This is a genomic window from Streptomyces sp. NPDC001515, from assembly GCF_053597115.1.
This window is the reverse complement of the sequence record NZ_JBSFHN010000028.1, coordinates 38,861-62,368: the sequence shown is the minus strand read 5'-3', so window position 1 is coordinate 62,368 and position 23,508 is coordinate 38,861. Positions and strand designations below refer to the sequence as shown.

The following is a 23,508-nucleotide window of genomic DNA, read 5'->3' as shown; positions in this document are numbered from 1 at the left end:
GCCGGGTCCGCGGGCCGCGGTGTACGGGCGGGGCCCCGCGCTCGGCTAGCCTGAACGCGCTATGAACCGTTTGACGACGTCAACGGGCGGATACGACCTCGCCCGATTCCCCGAGAACCCGCGCGACCCGTTCCGGGCCTGGGACGCCGCCGACGCCTATCTCCTGCGCCATCTGGAGGGAGAGGGCGAGGGCGGTCCCGTCGACCTGTCCGGCAGCGTGGTGATCGTCGGTGACCGCTGGGGCGCGCTCGCCACGGCGCTGGCGGCGCACCGCCCCGTACAGATCGGCGACTCCTACCTGGCCCGGCGGGCCACGACCGCGAACCTGGAGCGCAACGGGATCGACCCCGCCACCGTGCGCCGGCTGTCCGTGCGCGACGTCCCGCCGGCCCGCGTCGACGTGCTGCTGGTCCGGGTGCCCAAGAGCCTCGCGCTCCTGGAGGACGAGCTGCACCGGCTGGCCCCGGCCGTCCACGCCGGGACCGTCGTCGTCGGCACCGGCATGGTGAAGGAGATCCACACCTCCACCCTCGCCCTGTTCGAGCGGATCATCGGCCCCACCCGGACCTCGCTCGCCGTGGGCAAGGCGCGGCTGATCCACTGCACCCCGGACCCCGCGGCCGACCCCGGGCCCAGCCCCTGGCCGTACCGCTACACGCTGCCCGAGGACGCCGGGACCGTCGCCGGACGCACCGTCGTCAACCACGCCGGGATCTTCTGCGCCGACCGGCTCGACATCGGCACCCGCTTCTTCCTCAAGCACCTCCCGGACCGCACCGGCCCCGACCGCGTCGTGGACCTCGGCTGCGGCAACGGGGTCCTCGGCCTCGCCGCCGCGCTGGCCAACCCCGAGGCCGAGGTCACCTTCGTCGACGAGTCCTACGGGGCCGTCGCCTCCGCCGAGGCGACCTTCCGCGCCAACACCGGCTCCGACGCACGCGCCCGCTTCGTCGTCGGCGACGGGCTGGCCGACGCCGAGCCCGGCAGCGCGGACCTGGTGCTGAACAACCCGCCCTTCCACTCCCATCAGGCCACCACCGACGCGACGGCCCGCGCGATGTTCCAGGGGGCGCGCACCGCGCTGCGCCCCGGCGGGGAACTGTGGGTGGTGGGCAACCGCCACCTCGGCTACCACACCCGGCTGCGCCGGATCTTCGGCAACTGCACGACGGTGGCCGGCGACCCGAAGTTCGTCGTCCTGCGCGCCGTCAAGCGCTGACCGCCCGGGGCGGACCCCCGGGCCCCGCCCCTTCCGGATTCTTGCAACACGTTCTACTGTGTGCGCCGCCGCAGACGGTCGACGCGACGCGAGACTCCTGGAGGGGCCGTGCACCTCGAATACACGCCGGAACAGCAGCGGCTGCGCGCCGAACTGCACACGTACTTCGCCGCCCTGGTCCCCGACAACGCCTACGCGCGCTACGCCGACCCGGCCGCGCAGAAGCGCTTCTACCGCGAGGCGATCCGCCGGCTCGGCGCCGACGGCTGGCTCGGTGTCGGCTGGCCCACCGAGTACGGCGGACGGGGGCTGTCCGCGATGGAGCAGTTCATCTTCTTCGACGAGGCGGCCCAGGCGGGCGTCCCCCTGCCCCTGATGGCGCTCAACACCGTGGGTCCGACCCTCATGCGGTTCGGCACCGAGGAGCAGAAGGCCCGGTTCCTGCCGGGAATCCTCTCCGGCGAGATCGACTTCGCGATCGGCTACAGCGAGCCCGACGCCGGGACCGACCTCGCCGCCCTCAAGACGCGGGCGGTGCGCGAGGGGGACACGTACGTCGTCAACGGGCAGAAGATCTGGACGACCAACGGCGACACCGCCGACTGGGTCTGGCTCGCCGCCCGCACCGACCCGGACGCGCCCCCGCACAAGGGCATCACCATGCTCCTCGTGCCGACCGCCGACCCCGGCTACTCCTGCACCCTGATCAACACCCTCGCCTCGCACGACACCACCGCGAGCTACTACGAGAACGTCCGCGTCCCCGTCTCCCACCGCGTCGGCGAGGAGAACCAGGGCTGGCGGCTGATCACCAATCAGCTCAACCACGAACGCGTCACCCTGGCCGCCCACGGCACCATGGCCATCCGGGCCCTCCACAACGTCCGCCGCTGGGCCGCCGAAACCCGCCTCGCCGACGGGCGCCGCGTGATCGACCTCGGCTGGGTCCGGGCCCGTCTGGCCCTCACCCACACCCGGCTCGACGCCATGAAGCTGCTCAACTGGCAGATGGTCTCCGCCGTCGAGAACCACACCCTCACCCCCCAGGACGCCTCCGCCGTCAAGGTCTACGGCTCCGAGGCCCGCCGCGACGCCTACGCCTGGCTCATGGAGGTCGTCGCCGCGGCCGGCCCGCTCAAGGAGGGCTCCGCCGGTGCCGTCCTGCACGGCGAACTCGAACGCGGCTACCGGTCCGCCGTCATCTTCACCTTCGGCGGCGGCAACAACGAGATCCAGCGGGAGATCATCTCCTGGATCGGACTGGGGATGCCCCGGGTGCGGCGCTGAGCCGGCGCGCCGGCGGAAGGGGAGCCCGCCGGCGCGCCGCTCCCGGTGTGTCTAGTCGACGCGGTCGACCCAGACGTTGGCGACGTAGGACGGACCCCACGGGTTGGCGGCGGTGGAGGTCTGGCCGACCGCGGCCCAGTTACCGAGGACGATGCGCTGGGGGAGTCTGGGGTCGAGGGGGTTCAGCACGGCGTGGACGCGGTGGAGACCGGTGCCGCTGGTGCAGAGGCTGGAGACCGCGCCGCTCGTGGACGAGACGGTGCAGGTGCCGGGGGCCGCCTGGGCGGCGGGGGCCAGGGCGAGCGTCGTGCCCGCGACGGCCGCCGCGAAGGCGGCGAGGCCGGCGACGCGGCGCCGGTGCGTGGAGGGCTTCGTGAACATGGGAACTCCTTCGTCCGTTGACGATGCGTGAGAGCGGGAGGCGCATGTACGAGGCGTGGGCGACCCCTGGGGTGCCGGGGGCGGCGCGCACACCGAAGTGCGACAAGACAGGAGAAGTCGAGTGATGTCCTGCTTGATCGCGAGTCGAATCCTGCCCAGGGGCGGCGTTTCCGGCAAGGGGTTCGGCCGATTTGGTACAGACCAATTGTCGGGGCGCGCGGATCGCACGGACGAGCGAACCTTTAGGGACGAGGCGGGTGCGCCGGTACGCTGCTCGGCGGGAGGGACGAGTACATGACCGACGCCGACCCCGGCCTCTTCGGCCCCTCATCGGTCACCTGGCAGATGCACGGTGACCCGATGATGTGGGTCGCGGGCGTGCGCGCCCTGTACCTCCAGGCACTCCACCCCCGCGCCGTGCGCGGCGTGATGCAGAACTCCGACTTCCGCAAGGACGCCTGGGGGCGGCTGATGCGGACGGCCGGCTTTGTCGGGACCGTCACCTACGGCACCGCCGAGGCCGCCGAGAAGGCCGGCGCCCGGGTCCGCAGGATCCACCGCCTGCTCAAGGCCACCGATCCGGCGACCGGGGAGACCTACGGGGTCGACGAACCCGACCTGCTGCTGTGGGTGCACTGCGCCGAGGTCGACTCCTACCTCCGCGTCGAACGCCGCTCCGGCTTCCTGCTCACCGACGCCCAGGCCGACCGGTACGTCGACGAGCACCGCCACAGCGCCCGCCTCGTCGGACTCGACCCGGCCGACGTCCCGGCGAGCGTCGCCCAACTGGAGGCGTACTTCGCCCGCGTACGGCCGGAGCTGGCCGGATCGCCGGAGGCCGCCGAGGTCGACGCCTTCCTGAGCCGGCCGCCCGTGCCACCGCTGCTCGTCCCGGCGCGCGCCGTGCTCTGGCGGTGCGTCGCCGGCCTCGCCTACCAGTCGCTGCCGCCGTTCGCGCACGAGCTGTACGGCCGTCCGGCGCCGCGCCCCGCCGTCGTCGACCGCCGGCTGCGCGCCACCGGGACCGTGCTCCGCGCCGTCCCCGCCCGGCTGCGCTGGAGACTGCCGCCCGGACATATCGTGAACGCGATGGCGCGGCTCGGACCCGGCAGCCGCCCCACCCCGTACACACGGAAAAGGCAGGCGGCCATACTGGACGGGCCGGGGAGGGCGCAGGGACAGCGGGCGGAGTGACGGGGGCGACTGCGGGGATGGCGGAGACCAGGCTGATCCAGAGCCGGTACCGACTGCTCGATCTGATCGGGCGCGGCGGTATGGGCGAGGTGTGGCGCGCCCGCGACGAGTCGCTGGGCCGCCAGGTCGCCGTCAAATGCCTGAAGCCCATGGGCCCGCAGCACGACCAGGACTTCACCCGCATCCTGCGCGAGCGCTTCCGCCGCGAGGCCCGCGTCGCGGCCGCCCTCCAGCACCGGGGCGTCACCGTCGTCCACGACTTCGGCGAGTACGAAGGCGTGCTCTACCTCGTCATGGAACTGCTCGAAGGCCGCAACCTCAGCCAGCTCCTGGAGGACAACGAACAGCACCCGCTGCCCGTGGACGACGTCGTGGACATCGCCGAGCAGGTCGCCGACGCCCTCGGCTACACCCACCAGCAGGGCATCGTCCACCGCGACCTCAAGCCCGCCAACATCATGCGGCTCACCGACGGCACCGTGAAGATCTGCGACTTCGGCATCGCCCGGCTCGGCCACGACATCTCCGTCACCTCCCGCCTCACCGGCGCGGGCATCGCCATGGGCACCCCGCACTACATGTCGCCGGAGCAGATCAGCGGCGGCCAGGTCGACCACCGCAGCGATCTGTACTCCCTGGGCTGCGTCCTCTACGAGATCGCCACCGGGGCGCCGCCCTTCGACCTCGACGACGCCTGGGGCGTGCTGGTCGGGCACCGCGACACCGCTCCCGAGCCGCTGCGCTCCCACCGCTCCGACCTGCCCGGCTTCTTCGACCGGGTGGTCCTGGAACTCCTCGCCAAGACCCCCGAGCAACGCCCCGCCGACGCCCGCGACCTGCGCCGCCGCATCGCCGTCGGGCGCACCGGAGGACACCCCCGTCCGGACACCACCGGACGGGTGATGCTCGCCCCGCCCGTCCCCGTCGCCGATCCCCGGCTGCCCGCCTGGACCCGGGGCATGACCACCGGCCACAAGGCGACCGGCACCTCGACCGTGCCGCCGGAGCGGATCGACCACTCCGCCGGACTGACCGGTGCCTGGACCCTCGGCACCGGAGCGGTGCGCCCGGCCGGCACCGAGCGGCCCACCCCGGCGCCCGACCTCCTCTCCACCCTCGCCAACCGCCACAGCGCCGGCCTCAACCTCGGCCGGCTCGGCCACTGGGAGGAGGCCGGAGAGGTCCACCGCGCGGTCGCCGCCGAACGCGCGAACGCGCTGGGCGCCGACCACCCCGACACCCTCTCCAGCCGCTACGAGGTCGGCTTCACCCTCAGCCGCACCGGCCGCGCCGCCGAGGCCCTGCGCGAGTTCGGCCATGTCGCCCGGGGCCGCGAACGCCGCTTCGGCCCCGACCACCCCGAGACCCTGGCGGCCCGTCAGGAGATGGCGTACGTCCTGGGCCAGCTCGGCCGGCACTTCGAGGCCCACCAGCTGTACGCCGCCGTCCTGGCCTCGCGGGAGCGCTCGATGGGTCCCGACCACCCCGACACCCTGCGCTGCCGCCACAATCTGGCGTTCAACCTCAGCAGGCTCGGCCGGCTGGAGGAGTCGTACCGGATGGCCGCCGAGGTGGCCGCGGCGCGCGCCCGGCTGCTCGGCGCCACCCACCCCGACACCCTCGTCACCCGCTACGAGGTCGGCTACACGCTGGGCCGGCTGGAGCGCTGGACGGAGGCGCTGCAGATCTACCGCGAGGTGGTCAGGGACCGGACCCAGACCCTGGGCGCCGACCACCCCGACACCCTCGCCGCCCGCTACGAGGTCGGCATCAGCCTCGGCCGCCTCGGCCGCAGCGCCGAGGCGCTGGAGCTCTACCGGGGACTCGTCGAGGACCGCACCCGGCTCGGCGGCCCCGACGACCCGGAGACGCTGCGCGCCCGCCACGGACTGGGCGTCAACCTCGGCCGGCTGGCCCGCTGGGAGGAGGCCCTGGCGGAGGCGCGCGAGGTCTGCGCTGCCCGCGAACGCGTCCTGGGCGCCGACCACCCCGACACCCTGGTCAGCCGCCGCGAGGTCGCCGTCGGCCTCGGCTGGCTGGGCCGCTGGGCGGACGCGCTCGTCGCCTACCGCCAGGTCGCCGAGGCCCGTACCAGAATCCTGGGCGCCGACCACCCCGACACCCTCGCCGGCCGCAACGACGAGGCGCACTGCCTGGAACGGCTGGGCCGGGGCCCCGAGGCCGTCGAGCTCTACCGCCAGGTGGCGGCCCTCCGCCGGCGTCGCGGCATCCCCGCCGGCTGACCGCCGCCACGCGCCGGCGCCCTGGTCCGGGGCGCGCGCCCGTGCTACCAAGGGGCATGACCGTACGGGACAGCTATGACACGGTGATCGTCGGCGGCGGCCACAACGGCCTGGTCGCCGCGGCCTATCTGGCCCGCGCCGGACAGTCCGTCCTCGTCCTCGAACGGCTCGCCACCACCGGCGGCGCGGCCGTCTCCACCCGCCCCTTCGCCGGGCTCGACGCCCGGCTCTCGCGCTACTCCTACCTGGTCTCCCTGCTGCCCGCGAAGATCGTCCGCGAACTCGGCCTGGACGTCTCCGTCCGCCGGCGCACCGTCTCCTCGTACACCCCGGTCGTCCGCGAAGGACGGTCCACCGGGCTGCTCGTCGGCGCCGGCCGCACCCGCGACTCCTTCGCCGCCCTCACCGGATCGGACCGGGAGTACACGGCATGGCAGCGGTTCCACGCGCGCACCGCCCACGTGGCCGCCCGGGTCTTCCCGACACTCACCGAACCCCTGCCCACCCGCGAGGCCCTGCGCGAGCGGATCGGTGACGAGGACGCCTGGCGGATGCTCTTCGAGGAACCCATCGGCGCCGCCGTCGAGGAGCACTTCTCCGACGACCTGGTGCGCGGGGTCGTCCTCACCGACGCGCTGATCGGCACCTTCGCCGACGCCCACGACCCCTCGCTCGTCCAGAACCGCTGCTTCCTCTACCACGTGATCGGCGGCGGGACCGGCGACTGGGACGTGCCCGTCGGCGGCATGGGCGCGCTCACCGACGCGCTCGCCGCCACCGCGCTGGCGGCCGGGGCCCACCTGCGCACCGGACACGAGGCCCTCCGGCTGGCCACCGACGGGACCCACGCCGAGGTGACCGTGCGCACCGACGGCGCCGAGTTCACCGTCGGCGCGCGCCGCGTCCTGGTCAACGCCTCACCGCAGGCGCTCGCCGCCCTCCTCGGGGAGGAACCGCCGCCCCCGCCCGAGGGCGCCCAGCTGAAGGTGAACATGCTGCTCACCCGGCTGCCCCGGCTGAAGGACCGCGACGTCGACCCGCGCGAGGCGTTCGCCGGGACGTTCCACATCGCGGAGGGCTACGGGCAGCTGGCCACCGCCCACCGCGAGGCGACGGAGGGCCGGCTCCCCTCCTCCCCGCCCTCCGAGATCTACTGCCACTCGCTGACGGACCCCTCGATCCTCGGCCCGGACCTCGCCGCACGCGGCCACCACACGCTGACCCTCTTCGGCCTGCACACCCCGGCCCGGCTCTTCGCCGCCGACAACGAGGGGACCCGCGCCACCCTGCTCGCCGCCACCCTCGCCGAACTCGACGCCCATCTCGACGAGCCGATCGCCGACTGCCTGGCCCTGGACGCGGACGGCGCGCCCTGCGTCGAGGCGAAGACCCCGCTGGACCTCGAACGCGAACTGCGGCTGCCCGGCGGCCACATCTTCCACCGGGACCTGGCCTTCCCGTACGCCGGGCCCGGCACCGGCCGCTGGGGCGTGGAGACCGCGCACGCCAACGTCCTGCTCTGCGGCGCGGGCGCGGTGCGCGGCGGCGGAGTCAGCGGGATCCCCGGCCACAACGCCGCGATGGCGGCGCTGGGCCGGTGACCCCGCCGGTCCCGCTACCGGCCGAACACCCCGCGCAGCGCGGCGATCTTGCGCGGCAGGTCGTACTCCGCGCCGCCCTCGTGCCCGTTGTACGGGAACACCTCGATCCGCGCCGGTCCGGCATAGCGGTGGTAGGCGGCGTACACCGTGGACGAGGGGCAGATCCGGTCCATCAGCCCCACCGAGAACCAGGCCGGGGCGGTCGCCCGCGCCGCGAAGTTGACGCCGTCGACGTACGACAGCGTCTCCATCGCCTCGTCGATCCGGAAGCGGTGGCCGGACAGCCAGCGCGCGATCTCCGCGTACGGCCCGGCGTCGGTGATCTGCGAGGCGCGCCGGTAGTGGCAGAGGAACGGCACGTCGACGACCGCCGCGGCGACGTCGTCGCGCAGCCCGGCCACCGCCAGCGCCAGCCCGCCGCCCTGGCTCCCGCCGAGCACCGCGACCCGGGAGGCGTCCACCGCCTCGTGGGCCTTCGCGGCGTCCACCGCCCGGACCGCGTCGGTGATCAGCCGACGGTAGTAGTGCCGGTACGGGTCCTCGATGCCCCGGGTGAGGAAGCCGGGGGAGGAGGAGCCGTGGCCCTCGGGGGCGATGTCCGGGGTGTCGGCGGTGTTCTTGCCGCCGCCGCCCTGGCCCCGGTTGTCCATCACCAGATGGGCGTAGCCCAGCGCGCTCCAGGTGAGCCAGGAGTACGGGATGCCGCGCCCGCCGTTGTAGCCGATGTACTGCACGACCGCGGGCAGCGGTTCCGTGCGCTCCCGGGGGAGCATCAGCCACCCCTTGACCGGCTGGCCTCCCCAGCCCCGGAAGGTCACGTCGAGCACGTCGACGGTCGTGAGGCCGGTCGCGTACGGGACGAACGAGGCGTCCAGCGCGTGCCGGTCCGTCTCCGCCAGGGTTTTGCTCCAGAACGCGTCGAAGTCGGCGGGCTCCTCGGGTTCCGGCCGGTAGGCGGTCAGCCGGTCCAGGGGCATGTCGAACAGCAAGGCTCTAGCTCCACTTCAGGGTGAGGGTGATGGTCGCTCCGCGGCGTCCGGCGGTGTCGGCGGTGATCCGGGTGCCCGTGGCGGTGGGGGCCACCGCGATGCCCGGATCGGCGCGCACCACGCGCAGCCCGCGCCGGGCCAGGTCCAGCACGACCGCCGGCCGCAGCTGGGTGGGGTCGGACAGCGCAAGGTGGACGGTCCCCCCGGCCGGCCGGACCAGCACCGAGGCCGGTCCGTCCGAGGCCAGCTCCCGTACGGCCCCGGCCGTCCAGAAGTTCGCGGCGAGCAGCCCGTCCGCGCGGCGGCGCACCGCGTGCACCGCCGTGGAACCGGCCTCCAGCACCACCGGAGGCGCGGCCGACCAGCGCCGGGTCAGCGCGGCGGACGCCATCGGGGCCTGGAGCCAGAAGTACCGGGCCGCCCCGGGCACGGTGCCGTGGTCCTGCCACAGCGTCAGATACGGGCGGGTGACGGGGGTGTCCGTGCCGTACTTCAGGTTGATCTCGCGCCAGGTCGCGGTCCGCTGCTCGCGCAGCCCGTGCACGGTGGCGGGTTCGGGGAAGACATAGCCGCCCGTGCCCTCCAGATGCAGCCAGCGGATCCCGTCCATCCGCCCCGACCAGCCGGTGCCGGCCGGGGCCGGGAGACCGTCGACGGTCAGCGCCGCGGCCGGATCGCGCAGCTTGCGGTTCTCCACCACCGTCTCCGCCCGGCCCTCGCCGGAGGTGATCCCGGACCCGACGCAGGCGATCACGTCGTCCAGGCAGAACCAGCTCTTGAACCCGTGCAGCGAGCTGCCGAAGGCCCGCAGCTCCATTCCGTACGCGCCGAGCGTCGTGCCCGGCAGCGCGGTGCCGCCCGCCCAGTCGGCGGTACTGGTGGTGCGCTGTCCGGCGGCGTCGGCGGGGCGGCCGGCCAGGACCGTGGTGCCGGGCAGCCTCGTGGGGTCGACGGTGGGCCAGTAGTCCTCGCTGTAGTGGCCGAGGTCGTCGGTGTACAGGAGCACCATGCCGTCGGAGAGGTGCCAGCCGTGCAGGTTCTCGTTCTGGATGGACTCGTAGCCGTAGATCCGCGAGGAGTACGCCGAGATGCCCATCGCGAACGCGGGCCGGTGGTGGGCCGCCTTGTCCATCCCCGGGTGCTGCTTGTGCGCGACCAGCGGGCCGCGCGCGGGCACCGGGGAGGCGAGGAGCCGCTGGGCCGCGACGAGCGAGGCGAGATCGGTCACGCCGAGGAAGTCGCGGTAGGTGTCCTCGGTGATCCACTGCTTGACCAGGGCGGTGAACCGCTCGGCCGTCTCCCCGGGGAATCCGGGGATCAGCCGGATCACCGCCTCGATCACGGTCTGCGCCGAGGCGTGCCCCTGTTTGCTCGGCCGGGCGATCTCGCGTCCGCAGACCGACGCCATCACGTCGCCGCGCGCCAGCAGCGGGTCGAAGCCCTCGTCGACCCAGAGCCGGACGTTGTCCAGATCGGGATCGGTGACCGTCCACGCCGTACCGGCGAGCAGGTTCAGCAGCCGGGACAGGGTGTTCAGCAGCTCCTTGCCGTAGCCGCCGTTGTAGGGGTGCTTGTCGTGCTGGAGGAAGGACCCGTCGGAGGAGAATCCCTCGCCGGTGCCCTGGACCGCCGGACTCGCGTCGGTGAAGGCGAAGACGCTGTTGGCGCCGGAACCCTCGACGTCCGAAAGAGCGTCACGGACCCGGGCGAGATCCTCGCCGCTGCCGCGCAGCACCGCGTTCACCGCGACGACCGTGGAGATCCACACCCGGTTGGCGCCGGTGGCGATCTGCCGGTCGGCGCGCCAGAGGTTGGGGTCGGGGGTGTAGCTCCGCACGGCCGTGTTGATCCGGGCGAGCCGCTCGTCGCCCAGTGTGTCGTGGAGCAGCACGGCCGCGTCGTTGAGCGCGAGCGCGGAGCCGATCTCCCAGTCCCAGTCGTTGTCGAACCGGGTGTGGGCGGGCCCGTAGCGGTGGTCGAGCATCCAGTCGAGCCCCGCCAGCAGCAGATCGCGCAGCGCCTCGTCGCCGTACTGCGGGGTGCCGGGCACGGCCCAGGCCGTCGCCGCCGTCGCCAGGCGCTTGAACGAGGTGGTGACGTGGTTGGAGAGCACGGTGCTGGTCAGATCGGGGAAGAGCCCGTCGGTCCGGGACGGGTCGAGGCCCTTCACGGCCGTCGTGGCCGCCCGGCCGGTGCGGGCCACGGCCGAGGCGATCCTCGGGTCCGCGAGGTCGAGACCGGGGCCGCCGGTCAGCAGGGTGTGCCAGCGCACGCGCAGCGCGGCGGCGTCGGCGGCCGGCTCCGCGGCGTGCGCGCCGCCCGCCGCCCCGGTGAGCGGCAGGGCCGCCGCCGCGCCGAGTGCCGCCGCTCCGGCGAGCACGGTGCGGCGGGTGGTGCCCCTGGTGGTGTCCGGGTTCATGGCGCTGCCCCTCACAGAAGGTGTCGGCGGTCGACGGCCGCGGCGAGCGCCGCGTGGCCGGATGGAGCGGGGTGCAGCCCGTCCCCGCTGTCGTACGCGGGCAGCAGGCGCTCGGGGCGGTCCGGGTCGCGCAGCGCGGCGTCGAAGTCGGCGACCGCGTCGAAGACCCGGCCGGTCCGTACGGCCGCGTTGATCCGCAGGCGTACGGTCTCCAGCTCGGGGGTCCAGCGGGTCCAGCCCCCGAACGGGGCGATGGTCGCGCCGACCGCGCGCAGCCCGGCGCCCCGGGCGCGCAGGACGAGCTGCCGGTAGCCGGCCAGGACCGGCTCCGGATCGGTCTGGCCCGGCGGCTGCTGGAGGTCGTTGACCCCGAGGTGGATCAGGACGGTCCGCACGCCGGGCAGGGCGAGGACGTCGCGGTCGAAGCGGGCCTGTCCGCCGGGTCCGAACCGGGCGTCGTCCAGCAGGACCCGGTTGCCGCTGATCCCGAGGTTCGCGACGGCCGCCCCGGGCAGCCGCCGGGCGAGCTGGTCCGGCCAGCGCAGATCGGCGTCGTCCGGTGTGCCCACCCCCTCCGCGATGGAGTCGCCGAGCACCGCGATCACCGGTCCGTGCGCACCGGTCACCTCCACGCCCGTCAGCAGGAACACCGAGGTGGTGCGGACGCCGTCGACCTCGTGCGAGGCATGGGTGTTGCGGTGGAAGGACAGCGGGCCGGTGGGGCCCGGGAGTTCGGTGCGCACGGTGAGCAGGGAGCCCTCGGCGGCCTCCAGGCCCGCGACGGCGTCGCTGGTCAGCGAGGCGCCCGCGGCGATCAGGGCCTGCCGCCGCCCGCCGAAGGTGACGGGCCGGCCGGCGGCGGTGACCGGGCCGATCAGCACGGGGACGGCCCCGAAGGCGTGCCCGTAGCGCAGCCGGACCCGGCCGCCGGCCGAGAGCCGGACCCGGGCGGTGAACACGCCGTCGGTCAGTCCCGCACTCGCCACGGGGTCGGCGGGGGTCGGCGCGGTCTGGGCGGTCGCCCACGACGTCGCCCAGCGCGAACGCGCGGTTCTGCCCGGCGCGTCGGCGGCGCGGGCGGCCGGGGCCATGGCCGCCGACCCGACCAGACCCGCCGCCGCCGTCAGGACCCCGCGTCTCGCGGGTCCGCGCCCGGTCACTGGGGGCACGCACCCGTCGGGTCGTAGGCGCTGCCGTAGGTGCCCACCGCGTCGCCGCCGGTGTTGCCGCTCATCGTGTTGGTGCAGACCGGGCCCTGCGGGGTGCGCATGACCTTGATGCCGCCGCCGGCGTTCCCGGTGATGGTGTTGCCGTAGACGCTGGTGTCGATGCCGTCGGTCTCGGTGTCCCCGCCGAGCCGGATGCCCGCCCCGGCGTTGTCGTGGACCGTGTTGTACCGGAAGATGTTGCCGCTGCCGCGTGCGTCCAGACCGCCGGAGCTGGGGTCCTTCTGCTGGCCGCAGTCGTTGTACTCGACGTAGTTGTGCGTCGCGTTCTCCTTGATGTCCACGCACTCGTTGCCCCGGGTGGCGATGGTGTTGTGGTGGATGCGGTTGTTCCTGCTGATGTCGGGGGCGGCGTCCGGGGCGCCGTTCGCGCCCTGCTGCTCGGGGGCGGTGCCGAGGTAGATGCCCTCGCCGTTCTTGCCGCCGCCGCCGAACCGGAAGTCGGCGACCCCGCAGTCGGTGATGGTGTTGTCCGAGATGTCGGCGCCGGTCACCAGATAGCGCACCCGCAGGCATTCGTCGGCGGCGTTCTTGAGCGTCATCCCAGTGATCCGCAGGGCGTTCACCCCGTTCCCGGGAGTCGTGCTCATGACATATATGAGCTTGAGGCGGTACCCGGACACCTCGGTGGACGAGCCGTGCAGCCCGTCCACGGTGAAACCGCTCAGTGTCGTGGCGTCGTGCCGCACCTGAATGATCCGTGCGTCGCCCGCCCCCTTCACCACCGCGTTCGCCGGACCGGTGATCGTGACGCCTTCGCGTACGGTCACCACGTCCTGCCGGTACGTACCCGCCGCGAGGTTCACCACCGCGCCCGTCGGCGCCAGTTCGAGCGCCTTCTGGATCGAGGCGAGCGGCGAGCCCGCCGACGTACCGGAGTTGGTGTCGCTGCCGCCCGGCGCCACGTAGTACGCGGTGGCGGCGGCCGAGGCGGGCGGGGGGAAGGCGAGCGGGGCGCCGGCGGCGAGCGCGGCGACGAGGACGGTGCGCAGGGCGTGGCTCATGGGGTGTGCCTCCTGGGATCGGCGAAGGACAGAGCGAGCAGTACGGGAACGCTCGGGCCCAGCAGCAGCGGGCCGAGCGGGACGACGAGGGAGAGGAGCACGGCCGAGACCACCGCGCCCAGCAGCGCGGTGCCCCGGGCCGCCGAGCCGAAGCCGAGGGCCAGCGCGCCCCGGGTCCAGTCGCGGACCGTGCCCTCCGGCGCCCGGCCGGCCTCGGCCGCCAGCGCCACGTGATGAATGATCAGAACGGCCGCGATGCCGGCCTGGGCGGCGAGCAGCGGAAAGGTCCACGGCTCCGGACGGCCCAGCAGATGGACGGTGTTGGCGGCCAGGACGACACCGGCCGCCGTCGACGCGAGCCCGTGCCGCCACAGCGCGCGCCAGTAGCGGGGGAAGGCCCGCAGGGTGCGGACGAAACAGCGGCTGTCCCCCTCGGCCCGCCACTTCTGGAGCCCGTACGCCATCGCGGCGAGCGCGGGCAGCCAGGTCACGATGCCCAGCGCCAGCACCGTGAACGCGGCCCCGGCCGCCACGGGGTAGGCCACGAACTCCAGCCGCCGCAGCATCAGCGCCGGCCGTCCGGAGGTGAGGGATGCCGCCATGGTCAGCCGACCTTTCCTGTGTACGGTTCCGCCGTGTCGAGGAGCACCGCGCCGTCGCGTTCCAACCGGGTCGCCGCCACCACGTACGGGGCGTCGCCGCCGTCGAGGAGCACGGCCGCCGCGTCGGCGTTCACCCGGCCGGTCCGGATCCGCCGGGCGACGGGGGAGAGCAGCACGGTCTCCGCGCCGATGCCCACGCCCTCGCCCTCGGCGCACACCACCCGCACGGCGTCCACCTCCGTGCCGGGCACCAGCGCGGTGAGGAACAGGCCCTCCCGCGTCCGCGCGCCGGTCGCGCGCAGGGTGTGCAGGGTGCGGGTCAGCCGCAGGCCGGGGGTGCTGGACGTCGGATTGGCCTCCACCTCGGTGGCCTCCCCGGTCATCCGCGCACCGGCCGGGGCGAACTGCCGCAGCCGGGCCGTCGCCGCCCCCGAACGGATGAGCCGCCCGCCGTCCGCCTCCGCTTCGGCGGGCCGGTCGGTCTGGAGCAGGAACGTCCACTCACGGGGGGCGTCCGCCTCCGCCAGATCCAGCAGCACCAGGCATCCCGACGGGGTGAACACCAGCGTCCGGTCCAGCCTGCGCACCCCCAGCCCCGGGTCGTACATCGCGGCGATCTCGGCCGTGGAGTGCGCCCAGCCGCAGTCGGCGGACAGGAGTACATCGCGCTGGCGGGCCTGCCGCTCGAAGGGGATGTCCCGGTACACGTGGTACCGGTCCTCGTCCGCGTACCCCTGGCCGTCCACCAGCAGCAGATTGTGGTGCGCGGCCCGCTTTCGGTTGCTGTACCCCTCGTCCACGGCCAGGAAGGCGCCCTGCGAGACATAGACGAAGGAACCCGAATCGGGGTGGTGGTGCCCCTGGTCGAGGGTGTCCCAGCCCTTCTCCGTCCGGTGCTTCTCCGCCGTCTCCCACGCCCGGTGACCGCCGCCTGGGCCGGCCTTGAACGACACCAGCGTGGCGTCGTCGTCCCAGCCCGTGCGCGCGGCCAGCAGCCCCAGGTCCGGGAAGAACGCCCGGGTCTCGGTGGGACGGGCGGCCGGCACCGACGGGTCGTACCAGAGGTACTCCAGATACGCCTCCGGCAGGATGCCCGGCCGTACCCCGCTCTCCGCCGCCTCCCGCTCCAGCAGCTCCCCCGAGGCCAGATCGCCCAGCCACTGGGCCTCCGGGATGCCGTACTGGGCGGCGAGCCGGTAGTACAGCCCCGCGCTGTGGCCGCTGCGCCGGTCGTGGCAGTCGCCGTGGTCGACGTTGAACGCGAAACCGGGCGCGGTCTGGTGCAGCCGGTAGCGAAAGGTACGGGACATGAACCCGCCCCGGTCCCACCAGTCGACGCCCTCCGCCTCCTGGAGCAGGTCCAGATGGGCGGCGAGGAACGGCACCCCGTACCGCCAGTAGACGACGCCCTCGGCGTGCGAACCGTCCTCCGGCATCAGGTCCAGCACGGTACCCAGATTGTCCTTGGCCCGCCCGGTCCACTCCTCCTGGCCGAGGACGTACCCGGCCGTCGCCAGGCCCGCGTAGCAGATCCAGTTGTGGTTCTGCCAGTACGACGAGGACCACCAGGAGCCCTCGGTCGCCACCGCGAACTCGTACATCCGCCGCCCCTGGAGCAGCAGTTTGTCCCCCAGCAGCGCCCGGACGTCCTCCGGCAGGTCATCGCCCAGCCAGCGCAGTGCCAGGGAGAGGTGGTGCAGCAGCCAGCCGGCGTCCAGGTCGTGGTCCGGCATATGGGCCCGGCCCCAGTGCGGAAGCCTCGCCGCCGCCTCGATCCAGCGGACGCTCTCCGCCAGATGGGCCGGATCGCCGGAGACCCGGTGGGCCAGCGCCGGGTTGGAGGCGGCCGGGCCCAGCCAGGTGATGCTCGCCAGGGGGTGCGTGGCGGGCGGGGTCAGCCCGCGCAGCCGGCCGGCCTCCTCGTAGAGCCGCAGCTCCCGCGCGGGACGCGGGCCGGGCGGCGGGGTCGCCGAGAGCAGCAACGGTCAGTCCTCCGGGACGAAGTGTGCGGTCGAACCGTCGGCCAGGCGGACGGTCAGCCCGTCCCCGTCGGCCTCCACCCCGGTCACGGCGGGCCCGGCCGACGCGGCCTGGTACACCGAGGCGAAGGTGACGCGGTCCGTGTCGGCGGTGAGGTCCACCCGGGTCCGGGTGCGCTGCGGATCGTCGGCCGTACCAGGGCCCGGACGGCTCACCGGGCGCACCGGAACACCGGCCAGGGCGGTGTGCCAGCCGTGCAGGGTCTCGTCGCCGTACCATGTGGTCCGGGCCGCACCCCCCGGCAGCGCCGCCACGTCCAGGGCCGTGCCCGGCCGCAGGTGCGCGGTGATCCGGCGCGGGGCGCCGACCGTCACCGTCAGCAGGTCCACCAGATAGCCCTCGCCCGCCACGATCCTGCGGACCGCGCGGACCCCCGCGTACGCCTCCGTCACCTCGGCGGTGACGGACCGTTCGTCCGCGGCGAGCAGTCGGCCCGCGCACTCGGCCTGCTCCAGGCCGTCCACCCGGAACGCGGGGTGGGCGTCCGTCGAGGCGTACAGCTCACGGAAGTCGGCGTGCGCGTACGGCACCTGGCCCGGATCCGGCTGCCAGGGCGTCGTGTCGCCGTAGAGACAGAGCGACAATTTGTCCCGGTGGCCGTGCGATCCGCCGTGCGGGCCGAAGTCCAGCAGGGCGTGGACGCCCGCGACCCGCAGGACGGCATAGCCCGCGACGGCGAACAGGGTGACCGGACCCGGCGCCGGGCGCTCCGGCAGCGGCGGGCCGGTGAACCAGCCGCCCAGCTCCCGGTCCAGACCGTCGTCCGCCCCGCCCAGCTCGGCCCGCGCCCGGGCCGCCACCGCCTCCAGCGCCGGGGAGGGCACCACCTGCTGGGCGAGCGCCACGAGTTCCAGCCACTCCAGGGCGAGCGGCGCCCGCAGATACGGGCCGTCGTGCAGCGCGGGGAGTATGCCGCCAGGGGTGGCGATCACCGCCAGCGCGTCCGCCATCCCGGCCAGCACCCCCGCCACATCGGCGGGCAGCTCCGCCGGATCCGTACCGCGCAGCGCCAGCAGCGCCGCCCGCAGCACGAACCCGTGGTAGTAGGTGCTGCCCTCCCACTCCCAGCCGTCCTCGGCGACCGCGACCCGCAGATGCGCGTACAGACCGCTGTCGCCCTCCAGCCACTCCTTGCGCCCCTCCCACTTCCGGCCGCGCACCGCCGAAGCGGCGCGCCCGGTGGCGGCGCCCGCCGCGTTCAGCCAGGCCGTGTAGTTGGAGGCGAGCTGCCCCTGACCGCTCAGGACCGCGCGGGCGTCGAGCGCGGCCCGTTCGAGCGCGTCGAGCAGCGGCAGCACCGGCGCCAGGTCCCCGGCGCCCTCCTCGGCGAGCGTCAGGACGGCGTGCCCGATGTTCACCGCCCAGATGGCGTCGGTCAGCGCCTGGTGGAAGAGCCGGCCGCGCAGCATCCAGTCCTGCGCCTCGCCGTGCCGCTCGGCCGCCAGCTCCTCGTACAGCGCGGTGTATTCCACCAGCCGCGCCACCGCCTCGGCCCGCTCGCCCCGGTGGGCCAGCACCCGCAGATGCCGCGCCCATGCCTGGTGCGAGAGCACCAGCCAGGCGCCGCGCACCGCCGCGTCGTCCACCCGGCAGCCGTACGCACAGCGCGCACCGCCCTCGGGGAACTCCCCGGCGAGCAGATCGCCGTGGTCCGGCTCCACCCCGTGCGCGGGGCAGACGTACGCGTGCCACCAGCCGCCGCGCTCCCGCGCGATCCTCCTCAGCGCGGCCATACGCCACCGTCGATGTCGAGGGTGATCCCGGTGAGGAAACCGGAGGCGGGCGAGGCCAGGTGCACGACGGCCGAGGCGACGTCCTCGGGCGTCCCGGCCCGGCCCACCGGAATACCGGCCTCCATGGCGAGCTGGGCCTCGGGGGCGGTGAAGGTGTCGTGGAAGGCGGTGCCCTTGATGAAGCCGGGGGCGACGGTGTTGACCGTGATGCCGGTGCCGCCCAGCTCCTTGGCCAGGCCCTTGGTGAAGCCCCGGACGCCGGCCTTGGCGGCGGCGTACGCGACCGAACCGGGGCCGCCGCCGTTGTGCGCGGCCAGCGACGACATCGTCACGACGCGCCCGTGCGGCGACTCCTTGAGGTGCGGCAGCGCCGCCCGCACGGTGCGGAACGTCGAGGTGAGATTGGTGTCGAGGACCCGGCCGAAGTGCTCGTCGGACATGTCGGCGATCGTCGTCCGGGCGATCAGATGACCGGCGTTGCAGACGAGGACGTCCAGTCCGCCGAGGAAGCCGGCCGCCTCCTCGACCGCGCGGTCCACCTCGGCGGTCACCGTCACATCGGCCCGGAACGCCTTGGCGCGGCGGCCTAGCGCCTCGATCGCGGAGACGGTCCGCGCGGCCTCGTCGGCGGAGGAGTGGTAGTGCACGGCGACATCGGCGCCGGCCTCGGCGAGGGCGACGGCGACGGCGCGGCCGATGCCGTGTCCGGCGCCCGTCACCAGGGCGCGGGAGCCGTTGAGTTCAGCGGACATGGGGGGTAACCCTTTCGGTATCCGGCCGCGTGCGGCGGCCGGCCCCGGTCACTTGAGACCGGCGGTGGCGAAGCCCTGCACGAAGTAGCGCTGGCCGATGAGGAAGAGCACGACCATGGGCAGGGTGGCGAGCGTGGTGCCCGCCATGAGGAAGTGCCACTGGGGGCCGTTCTCCGTCTTGAAGACGGAGAGCCCGACCTGGATGACCCGGAGGTGGTCCGAGCGGGTCACCAGCAGCGGCCACAGGAAGTTGTTCCAGGACGATTCGAAGGTCAGCAGGGCCACGGTGGTGAGCGCGGGCTTGACCTGCGGCGTCATGATCCGGGCGTAGATCCGGAACTCGCCGAGCCCGTCGAGGCGGGCGGCCTCCTCCAGCTCCACCGGAAGGTCCAGGTAGAACTGGCGGAAGAGGAAGACGGCGAACGGAGTGACCGCACCCGGCACGATCAGCGCCCACCAGGAGTCGAGCCAACCGCTGCCGCCCTGGCCGAACAGGTCGTTCCCGCCGGCCAGCGGCATGAAGCGGACGATCAGGAACTCCGGCAGCACCTTGGTGTACGTCGGGATCATCAGCGCCGCGATGAACAGGGAGAAGATGACCTCGCTGCCCCGGAACCTGATCCGGGCCAGCGCGTATCCGGCCATCGAGGCGATCACCACGTTCAGCACGGTGTGGCTGACCGCGATGACCAGGCTGTTGCGGGCGTACGTGGCGAAGGGCGCGGCCTTCAGAGCGTCGGCGTAGTTGCCGAACTCCCAGCGCTCCGGCAGCAGTCCGGCGTTCTGCGAGGCGATCTCCACCGGCGTCTTCAGCGAGGTCAGCACCATCCAGACGAACGGCACCACCATCAGCAGCGAGACCGTGCTCAGCGTCACGTAGAGCGCGATCCGGCCGGGCCGGACCGGCCTGCGCCGTGCCGCCGGACGCGGCGGGCGGGCGGGCGCGGAGCCGCGCAGCTCAGTTGTGGCCACGGGTGCCTCCCATGATCCGCCGGTTGACCAGGGTGAAGCCCATCAGCAGGACGAACAGCACCAGGGACTGGGCGCAGGCGTAGCCGACGCGGAACTCCCGGAAGGCGGACTTGTAGATCTCGTACGTCATCATCGTGGTGCTGTTGGCGGGCCCGCCGTCGGTGAGGATGTAGATCTGGTCGAAGGACTGGAACGCGCTGATCATCGAGGTGATGAGCACGAAGAACGTCGCGGGCTTGAGCAGCGGCAGCGTGATCGAGAAGAACTGCCGCACCCGGGAGGCGCCGTCCACCGACGCCGCCTCGTACAGCTCCCTGGGCAGCGACTGGAGGGCGGCCAAATAGATGAGCATCTTCATGCCGATGCCCTGCCAGACGCCGACGAGGATCACCGAGGGCATGGCCCAGGTCGTCGAGGAGAGCCAGGCCGGCCCGTTGACCCCGACGAGCGAGAGCAGCGTGTTGAACAGGCCGTTGCCCGGGTTGTAGATCCACAGCCAGACCAGCGCGATCGCCACCGTGGCGGTGACCTGCGGCAGGAAGACCGCGGTGCGGAAGATGCCCCGTGCCTTGAGCCCGGTGTGCAGCGCGAGTGCCGTCAGCAGTCCGAGCAGCATGCCGAAGGGCACGGTGAAGAAGGTGTAGATCACGGTGTTCACGACGGACGTGCGGAAGACCGCGTCGTGCACCATCTCGGTGAAGTTGTCGAACCCCACGAATCGCGGCGGCGTCAGCACGTCGTACGTGGTGAACGCCAGGACCACCGAGGCCACGACCGGCAGGCCGATCCAGAGGGCGGCGTGCAGCAGGGCGGGCGCCACCATCAGCATGCCGGCCCGCCGCCTGCGGCGGCCCGGTCCGGTCCGGGCCCGGCCCGGGCGCCGCCGGGCGGATCCGGCGTGCTCAGGAGGGGAGGGCGGCCGCGCGGGCCGCGCCTTCAGTACGGATGTCGCTCCCACGGCGGCGCCTCACATCCGCCCGATGGCGGCTTCGGCGAGACGGCCGAGCTCCGCGATGGCGTCGTTGGCGGACTGACCGCCCACGACTGCCGGTTCCAGCGTCGGCTTGATCTTCTCGCGGATCTCCATCCAGGCCGGGGTGCCGCCCTCCGAGCAGGCGTGGGCCATGTTCTGGAGGGAGAAGTCGACGAACTCGTTCTCCTTGACGTAGCCGCTGTCGTTGAGGTCCTTGAGTCCGGGCACCGAGCCGCGCTGCTTCGCCGCGCCCAGGATCGAGTCCGGCGTCGCCAGGTACTCGACGAGCGCGCGGGCCGCGGCCGGGTGCTTGGATCGGGCGGACTGCGTGACGAGGGTGCCGCCCTGGAGCATCGCGGGGCGGCGGTTGGCCAGCACGAACGCGCCGAGCCTGTCTTCCTCGAGCAGCTCCGGGTTCTGGCTGCGGACCTGTTCCCAGAGGGCGCTGGTCGTCATCATCATCGACGCCTTGCCGGTCTGGACGTTCGAGGGCGCCCCGGCGTCCGTCTTCTTGGCGTAGCTGGCCGAGCCGTCCTTGATCAGGTCCTTGAAGAACTGCAGGGCCTCGACGCCCCGGTCGTCGGTGAACAGCACCTTGCGGCCGTCCTCGCTGAAGAGCTGACCGCCGTTGGCGAAGAGGAAGGTCTCCCAGCACTGGCGCAGATCGATGGAGAACGGATCGAAGCCGATCCGGCCGCCGGTGGTGAGCTGCTTGGCGACGGCCCGCAGTTCGGGCCAGTTCGCGGGGGTCTTCCGGATGCCGGCCTCGGCGAAGTGGTCCTTGCGGTAGACGACGATGCGGGTGTCCAGCACCACCGGCAGGGCGTAGAGCCTGCCGTCGTAGCGCGAGGGCTCCAGCACCCGCTCCTCGTAGTCGTGCGCGGTGGCGAACTTCTCCGGCAGCGGGGCGATCGCCTTCTTGGCGGCGAACGGAGGGATCCAGCCCACGCCCATCATCAGCACGTCGGGCAGCAGCCCGCCGGCCAGACCGGTGGTCATCTTCTCGTTGAGCTGCGCGTACGTGGTGTAGTCCACGTTCACCGTGACGTCCGGGTACTTCTTCCGGAAGCCGCCCAGGATCTGCTTCTCCAGCAGTGTCTTGCCGTTGGCCCCCTCGTAGATCGGGGTGAGCAGCGTGATCTCGCCCTCGGCGGGACCGTCGGCGGAGCCGGCCGCCGTGGTGCCGGTCCCGCAGCCGGCCAGCGCGGCCGCTGCGGTACCGGCACCGAGGGCAGCGAGCAGCGACCGTCGTGTGAGTTCCATGAGGCACCCCTTTTGAGGTGGAGGAAGTGGATCGATCCAGCGATGGCGACCCGGCCATGGCTGGGAAGCTCTGGTAAATCGATGCACTGAGACTAGGAACGCCCCGAGAGGTGCGTCAACAGCTGATGCACAAGAATTTTCAGGCACGTTAACGGGTGTACCGGTGAAGAGGATTCAGTAAATCGGTACACTAGGCTCGCCGAACACATTCCGAACCGGAGGTGGCATGAGCGGGGTAACGATCCATCAGGTCGCGGAGGCAGCGGGGGTCTCCGCGAGCACCGTGTCCAACGTCCTCAACGGACGCACCGACCGCATGCAGGCGGCCACCCTGGCACGCGTGGAACAGGTGATAGAGCAGCTGAGCTACCGCCCCAACCGTGCCGCGCGGATGCTGCGCACCGGCCGGATCAAGGTGATCGGCCTCATCGTGCCGTCCGTCGCCAACCCCTTCTGGGGAGCGCTCGCCCGCGAGCTGGAGGCCATCGCCCTGGCCGAGGGCTACCACGTCCTGCTCTGCAACAGCGAACGCGATCCCGCCAGGGAGCTGAAGTACGGCGAGGAGCTGCTGGCGGACGGGGTGAGCGGGGTGGTCCTGTGCTCCTCGCTGCCCTCGCTCGACCATGTCGCCCCGCTGCTCGGCCGGGGCCTGAAGATGGTCGCCTTCGACCGCACCGCGCAGGCGGGCGATCCCGCGTCGCTGGCCTCCATCAGCGTGGACAACGCGATGGGCGCCGAGCTGGCCACCCGCCATCTGCTGGAGCTGGGCCACCGCCGGCTGGCCTTCGTCTCCGGTTCGGTCAACAGCGTCAACCGCCGCGAGCGGCTGCGCGGTTTCCGCGCCGCCCTGGAGGCGGCGGGGCTGGACCCGGCCGACGCGATCGTCTGGCCCGGCGCGGACACGGCGGAGTTCGGCGACAAGGACGCGGCCGAACTGGGGCGCAGGGCGGCCGTCGAACTGCTGGGCGGCCCCCGCCCGCCCACCGCCTTCGTCGCGATCAACGACATGTGCGCCATCGGGATCTGCCGGGGCGCGCGGGACGCGGGCCGCAGCGCCGGACAGGACGTGTCGGTGGTCGGCTTCGACGACATCCTGCTCGCCGACCTCTTCGAGCCGCCGCTCACCACGGTCCGCCAGCCGCTGCCGGAGATGGCCGCCGAGACCTTCCAGCAACTGCGCGCCCGCATCGACTCCGCCCCGGCCGCCGGGCGTTCCCTGCTGATCAGGCCGCGTCTGGTGGTCCGCGAATCGACGGCCCCCGCGCCCGCCGGCGCGTCCGGGGGACCCCGCTGAGGGACGCACGCGCGACGCGAGGTCACCGCCGGAAGACGGTGCCCTCGCGAGGACGGTCCCGGTGCGGGGCCGCCGGGGTCACGAAGCGGTGCAGGCGCCGATCGCGGGCGCCGAGGTGTTGCCGTTCGTCATGACGGTGAACCCGAAGGAGGTCGAGGCCCCGGCCGCCGGACTGCCGTCGCCGTTGGGCCGCATCGTCATCACGTTGCCGCTGCCGTCCCAGGACGGTGAGCCGTTGACGCCTGCGTTCCGGCGGTCGGCGCGCCACTCCTCACCGCGCCCGCCGCGGTCGGTCGCCCCCGCTTCGCGTACGGCC

18 protein-coding genes and 1 pseudogene are annotated in these 23,508 nt (G+C 73.3%); 6 read left to right on the top strand and 13 right to left on the bottom strand.

The features are described 5' to 3' along the window. The first annotated feature begins 61 nt into the window (after nucleotides 1–61). The gene (locus tag ACWCXC_RS26780) at nucleotides 62–1,219 is read left to right on the top strand and encodes a methyltransferase (protein WP_450679885.1); all 1,158 of its coding nucleotides are present in this window, start codon (nucleotides 62–64) and stop codon (nucleotides 1,217–1,219) included. A gap of 108 nt (nucleotides 1,220–1,327) precedes the next feature. Then, nucleotides 1,328–2,506, top strand: coding sequence for an acyl-CoA dehydrogenase family protein (locus ACWCXC_RS26775; RefSeq protein ID WP_450890756.1), 1,179 nt, complete (start codon nucleotides 1,328–1,330; stop codon nucleotides 2,504–2,506). 51 nt (nucleotides 2,507–2,557) lie between these two features. Here ACWCXC_RS26775 and ACWCXC_RS26770 read toward each other — a convergent pair whose 3' ends face one another. Further along, the gene (locus tag ACWCXC_RS26770; RefSeq protein WP_450679887.1) at nucleotides 2,558–2,887 is read right to left on the bottom strand and encodes a hypothetical protein; all 330 of its coding nucleotides are present in this window, start codon (nucleotides 2,885–2,887) and stop codon (nucleotides 2,558–2,560) included. Nucleotides 2,888–3,181: 294 nt separating this feature from the next. Between ACWCXC_RS26770 and ACWCXC_RS26765 the strand changes: the two genes are divergently transcribed. The 3 genes from ACWCXC_RS26765 to ACWCXC_RS26755 are packed head-to-tail and all read left to right on the top strand — an operon-like array spanning nucleotide 3,182 to nucleotide 7,925. Continuing rightward, nucleotides 3,182–4,081, top strand: coding sequence for an oxygenase MpaB family protein (locus ACWCXC_RS26765; RefSeq protein ID WP_450890755.1), 900 nt, complete (start codon nucleotides 3,182–3,184; stop codon nucleotides 4,079–4,081). A gap of 17 nt (nucleotides 4,082–4,098) precedes the next feature. Further along, nucleotides 4,099–6,324 (top strand): tetratricopeptide repeat protein, encoded by a 2,226-nt coding sequence (locus ACWCXC_RS26760; protein WP_450890754.1) that lies wholly within the window; start codon nucleotides 4,099–4,101, stop codon nucleotides 6,322–6,324. A 56-nt stretch (nucleotides 6,325–6,380) separates the two neighbouring features. Further along, entirely contained in the window at nucleotides 6,381–7,925 is a 1,545-nt protein-coding gene (locus ACWCXC_RS26755) for a phytoene desaturase family protein (protein WP_450890753.1), read from the top strand. Nucleotides 7,926–7,939: 14 nt separating this feature from the next. Here the strand turns inward: ACWCXC_RS26755 and ACWCXC_RS26750 are convergent, their stop codons facing one another. The 11 genes from ACWCXC_RS26750 to ACWCXC_RS26700 form a co-directional block, all read right to left on the bottom strand. Beyond that, on the bottom strand, nucleotides 7,940–8,914 hold the full coding sequence (locus ACWCXC_RS26750) for an acetylxylan esterase (protein WP_450679891.1): 975 nt from the start codon (nucleotides 8,912–8,914) through the stop codon (nucleotides 7,940–7,942). Between the two features lie 4 nt (nucleotides 8,915–8,918). After that, nucleotides 8,919–11,333 carry a polysaccharide lyase 8 family protein gene (locus tag ACWCXC_RS26745; RefSeq protein ID WP_450890752.1) on the bottom strand — a complete coding sequence of 805 codons (2,415 nt, stop codon included), beginning with the start codon at nucleotides 11,331–11,333 and terminating at the stop codon, nucleotides 8,919–8,921. An 11-nt stretch (nucleotides 11,334–11,344) separates the two neighbouring features. Further along, nucleotides 11,345–12,493 (bottom strand): SGNH/GDSL hydrolase family protein, encoded by a 1,149-nt coding sequence (locus ACWCXC_RS26740; RefSeq protein WP_450890751.1) that lies wholly within the window; start codon nucleotides 12,491–12,493, stop codon nucleotides 11,345–11,347. Then, nucleotides 12,490–13,563, bottom strand: a complete 1,074-nt coding sequence (locus ACWCXC_RS26735; RefSeq protein WP_450890750.1) for a DUF1565 domain-containing protein — start codon at nucleotides 13,561–13,563, stop codon at nucleotides 12,490–12,492. The genes ACWCXC_RS26740 and ACWCXC_RS26735 overlap by 4 nt, the downstream gene beginning before the upstream one ends. Beyond that, complete coding sequence (locus tag ACWCXC_RS26730; RefSeq protein ID WP_450890749.1) at nucleotides 13,560–14,165, bottom strand: DUF624 domain-containing protein; 606 nt, start codon at nucleotides 14,163–14,165, stop codon at nucleotides 13,560–13,562. The genes ACWCXC_RS26735 and ACWCXC_RS26730 overlap by 4 nt, the downstream gene beginning before the upstream one ends. 2 nt (nucleotides 14,166–14,167) lie before the next feature. Beyond that, complete coding sequence (locus tag ACWCXC_RS26725) at nucleotides 14,168–16,147, bottom strand: hypothetical protein (protein ID WP_450890748.1); 1,980 nt, start codon at nucleotides 16,145–16,147, stop codon at nucleotides 14,168–14,170. A gap of 3 nt (nucleotides 16,148–16,150) precedes the next feature. After that, nucleotides 16,151–17,938 carry a heparinase II/III domain-containing protein gene (locus tag ACWCXC_RS26720; protein ID WP_450890747.1) on the bottom strand — a complete coding sequence of 596 codons (1,788 nt, stop codon included), beginning with the start codon at nucleotides 17,936–17,938 and terminating at the stop codon, nucleotides 16,151–16,153. Next, nucleotides 17,926–18,690 carry an SDR family NAD(P)-dependent oxidoreductase gene (locus ACWCXC_RS26715; protein WP_450679898.1) on the bottom strand — a complete coding sequence of 255 codons (765 nt, stop codon included), beginning with the start codon at nucleotides 18,688–18,690 and terminating at the stop codon, nucleotides 17,926–17,928. Before ACWCXC_RS26715 ends, ACWCXC_RS26720 begins: the two co-directional genes overlap by 13 nt. A 48-nt stretch (nucleotides 18,691–18,738) precedes the next feature. Continuing rightward, nucleotides 18,739–19,662 carry a carbohydrate ABC transporter permease gene (locus ACWCXC_RS26710; RefSeq protein WP_450890746.1) on the bottom strand — a complete coding sequence of 308 codons (924 nt, stop codon included), beginning with the start codon at nucleotides 19,660–19,662 and terminating at the stop codon, nucleotides 18,739–18,741. Further along, complete coding sequence (locus ACWCXC_RS26705; RefSeq protein WP_450679900.1) at nucleotides 19,649–20,491, bottom strand: carbohydrate ABC transporter permease; 843 nt, start codon at nucleotides 20,489–20,491, stop codon at nucleotides 19,649–19,651. The genes ACWCXC_RS26710 and ACWCXC_RS26705 overlap by 14 nt, the downstream gene beginning before the upstream one ends. 138 nt (nucleotides 20,492–20,629) lie before the next feature. Continuing rightward, complete coding sequence (locus ACWCXC_RS26700) at nucleotides 20,630–21,898, bottom strand: ABC transporter substrate-binding protein (protein WP_450890745.1); 1,269 nt, start codon at nucleotides 21,896–21,898, stop codon at nucleotides 20,630–20,632. A gap of 226 nt (nucleotides 21,899–22,124) precedes the next feature. Between ACWCXC_RS26700 and ACWCXC_RS26695 the strand changes: the two genes are divergently transcribed. Next, nucleotides 22,125–23,192, top strand: coding sequence for a LacI family DNA-binding transcriptional regulator (locus ACWCXC_RS26695; protein WP_450679902.1), 1,068 nt, complete (start codon nucleotides 22,125–22,127; stop codon nucleotides 23,190–23,192). A gap of 78 nt (nucleotides 23,193–23,270) precedes the next feature. Here ACWCXC_RS26695 and ACWCXC_RS26690 read toward each other — a convergent pair. After that, nucleotides 23,271–23,429 (bottom strand): annotated as a pseudogene (locus ACWCXC_RS26690) (endo-1,4-beta-xylanase); the annotation flags it as partial. Nucleotides 23,430–23,508 lie beyond the last annotated feature (79 nt).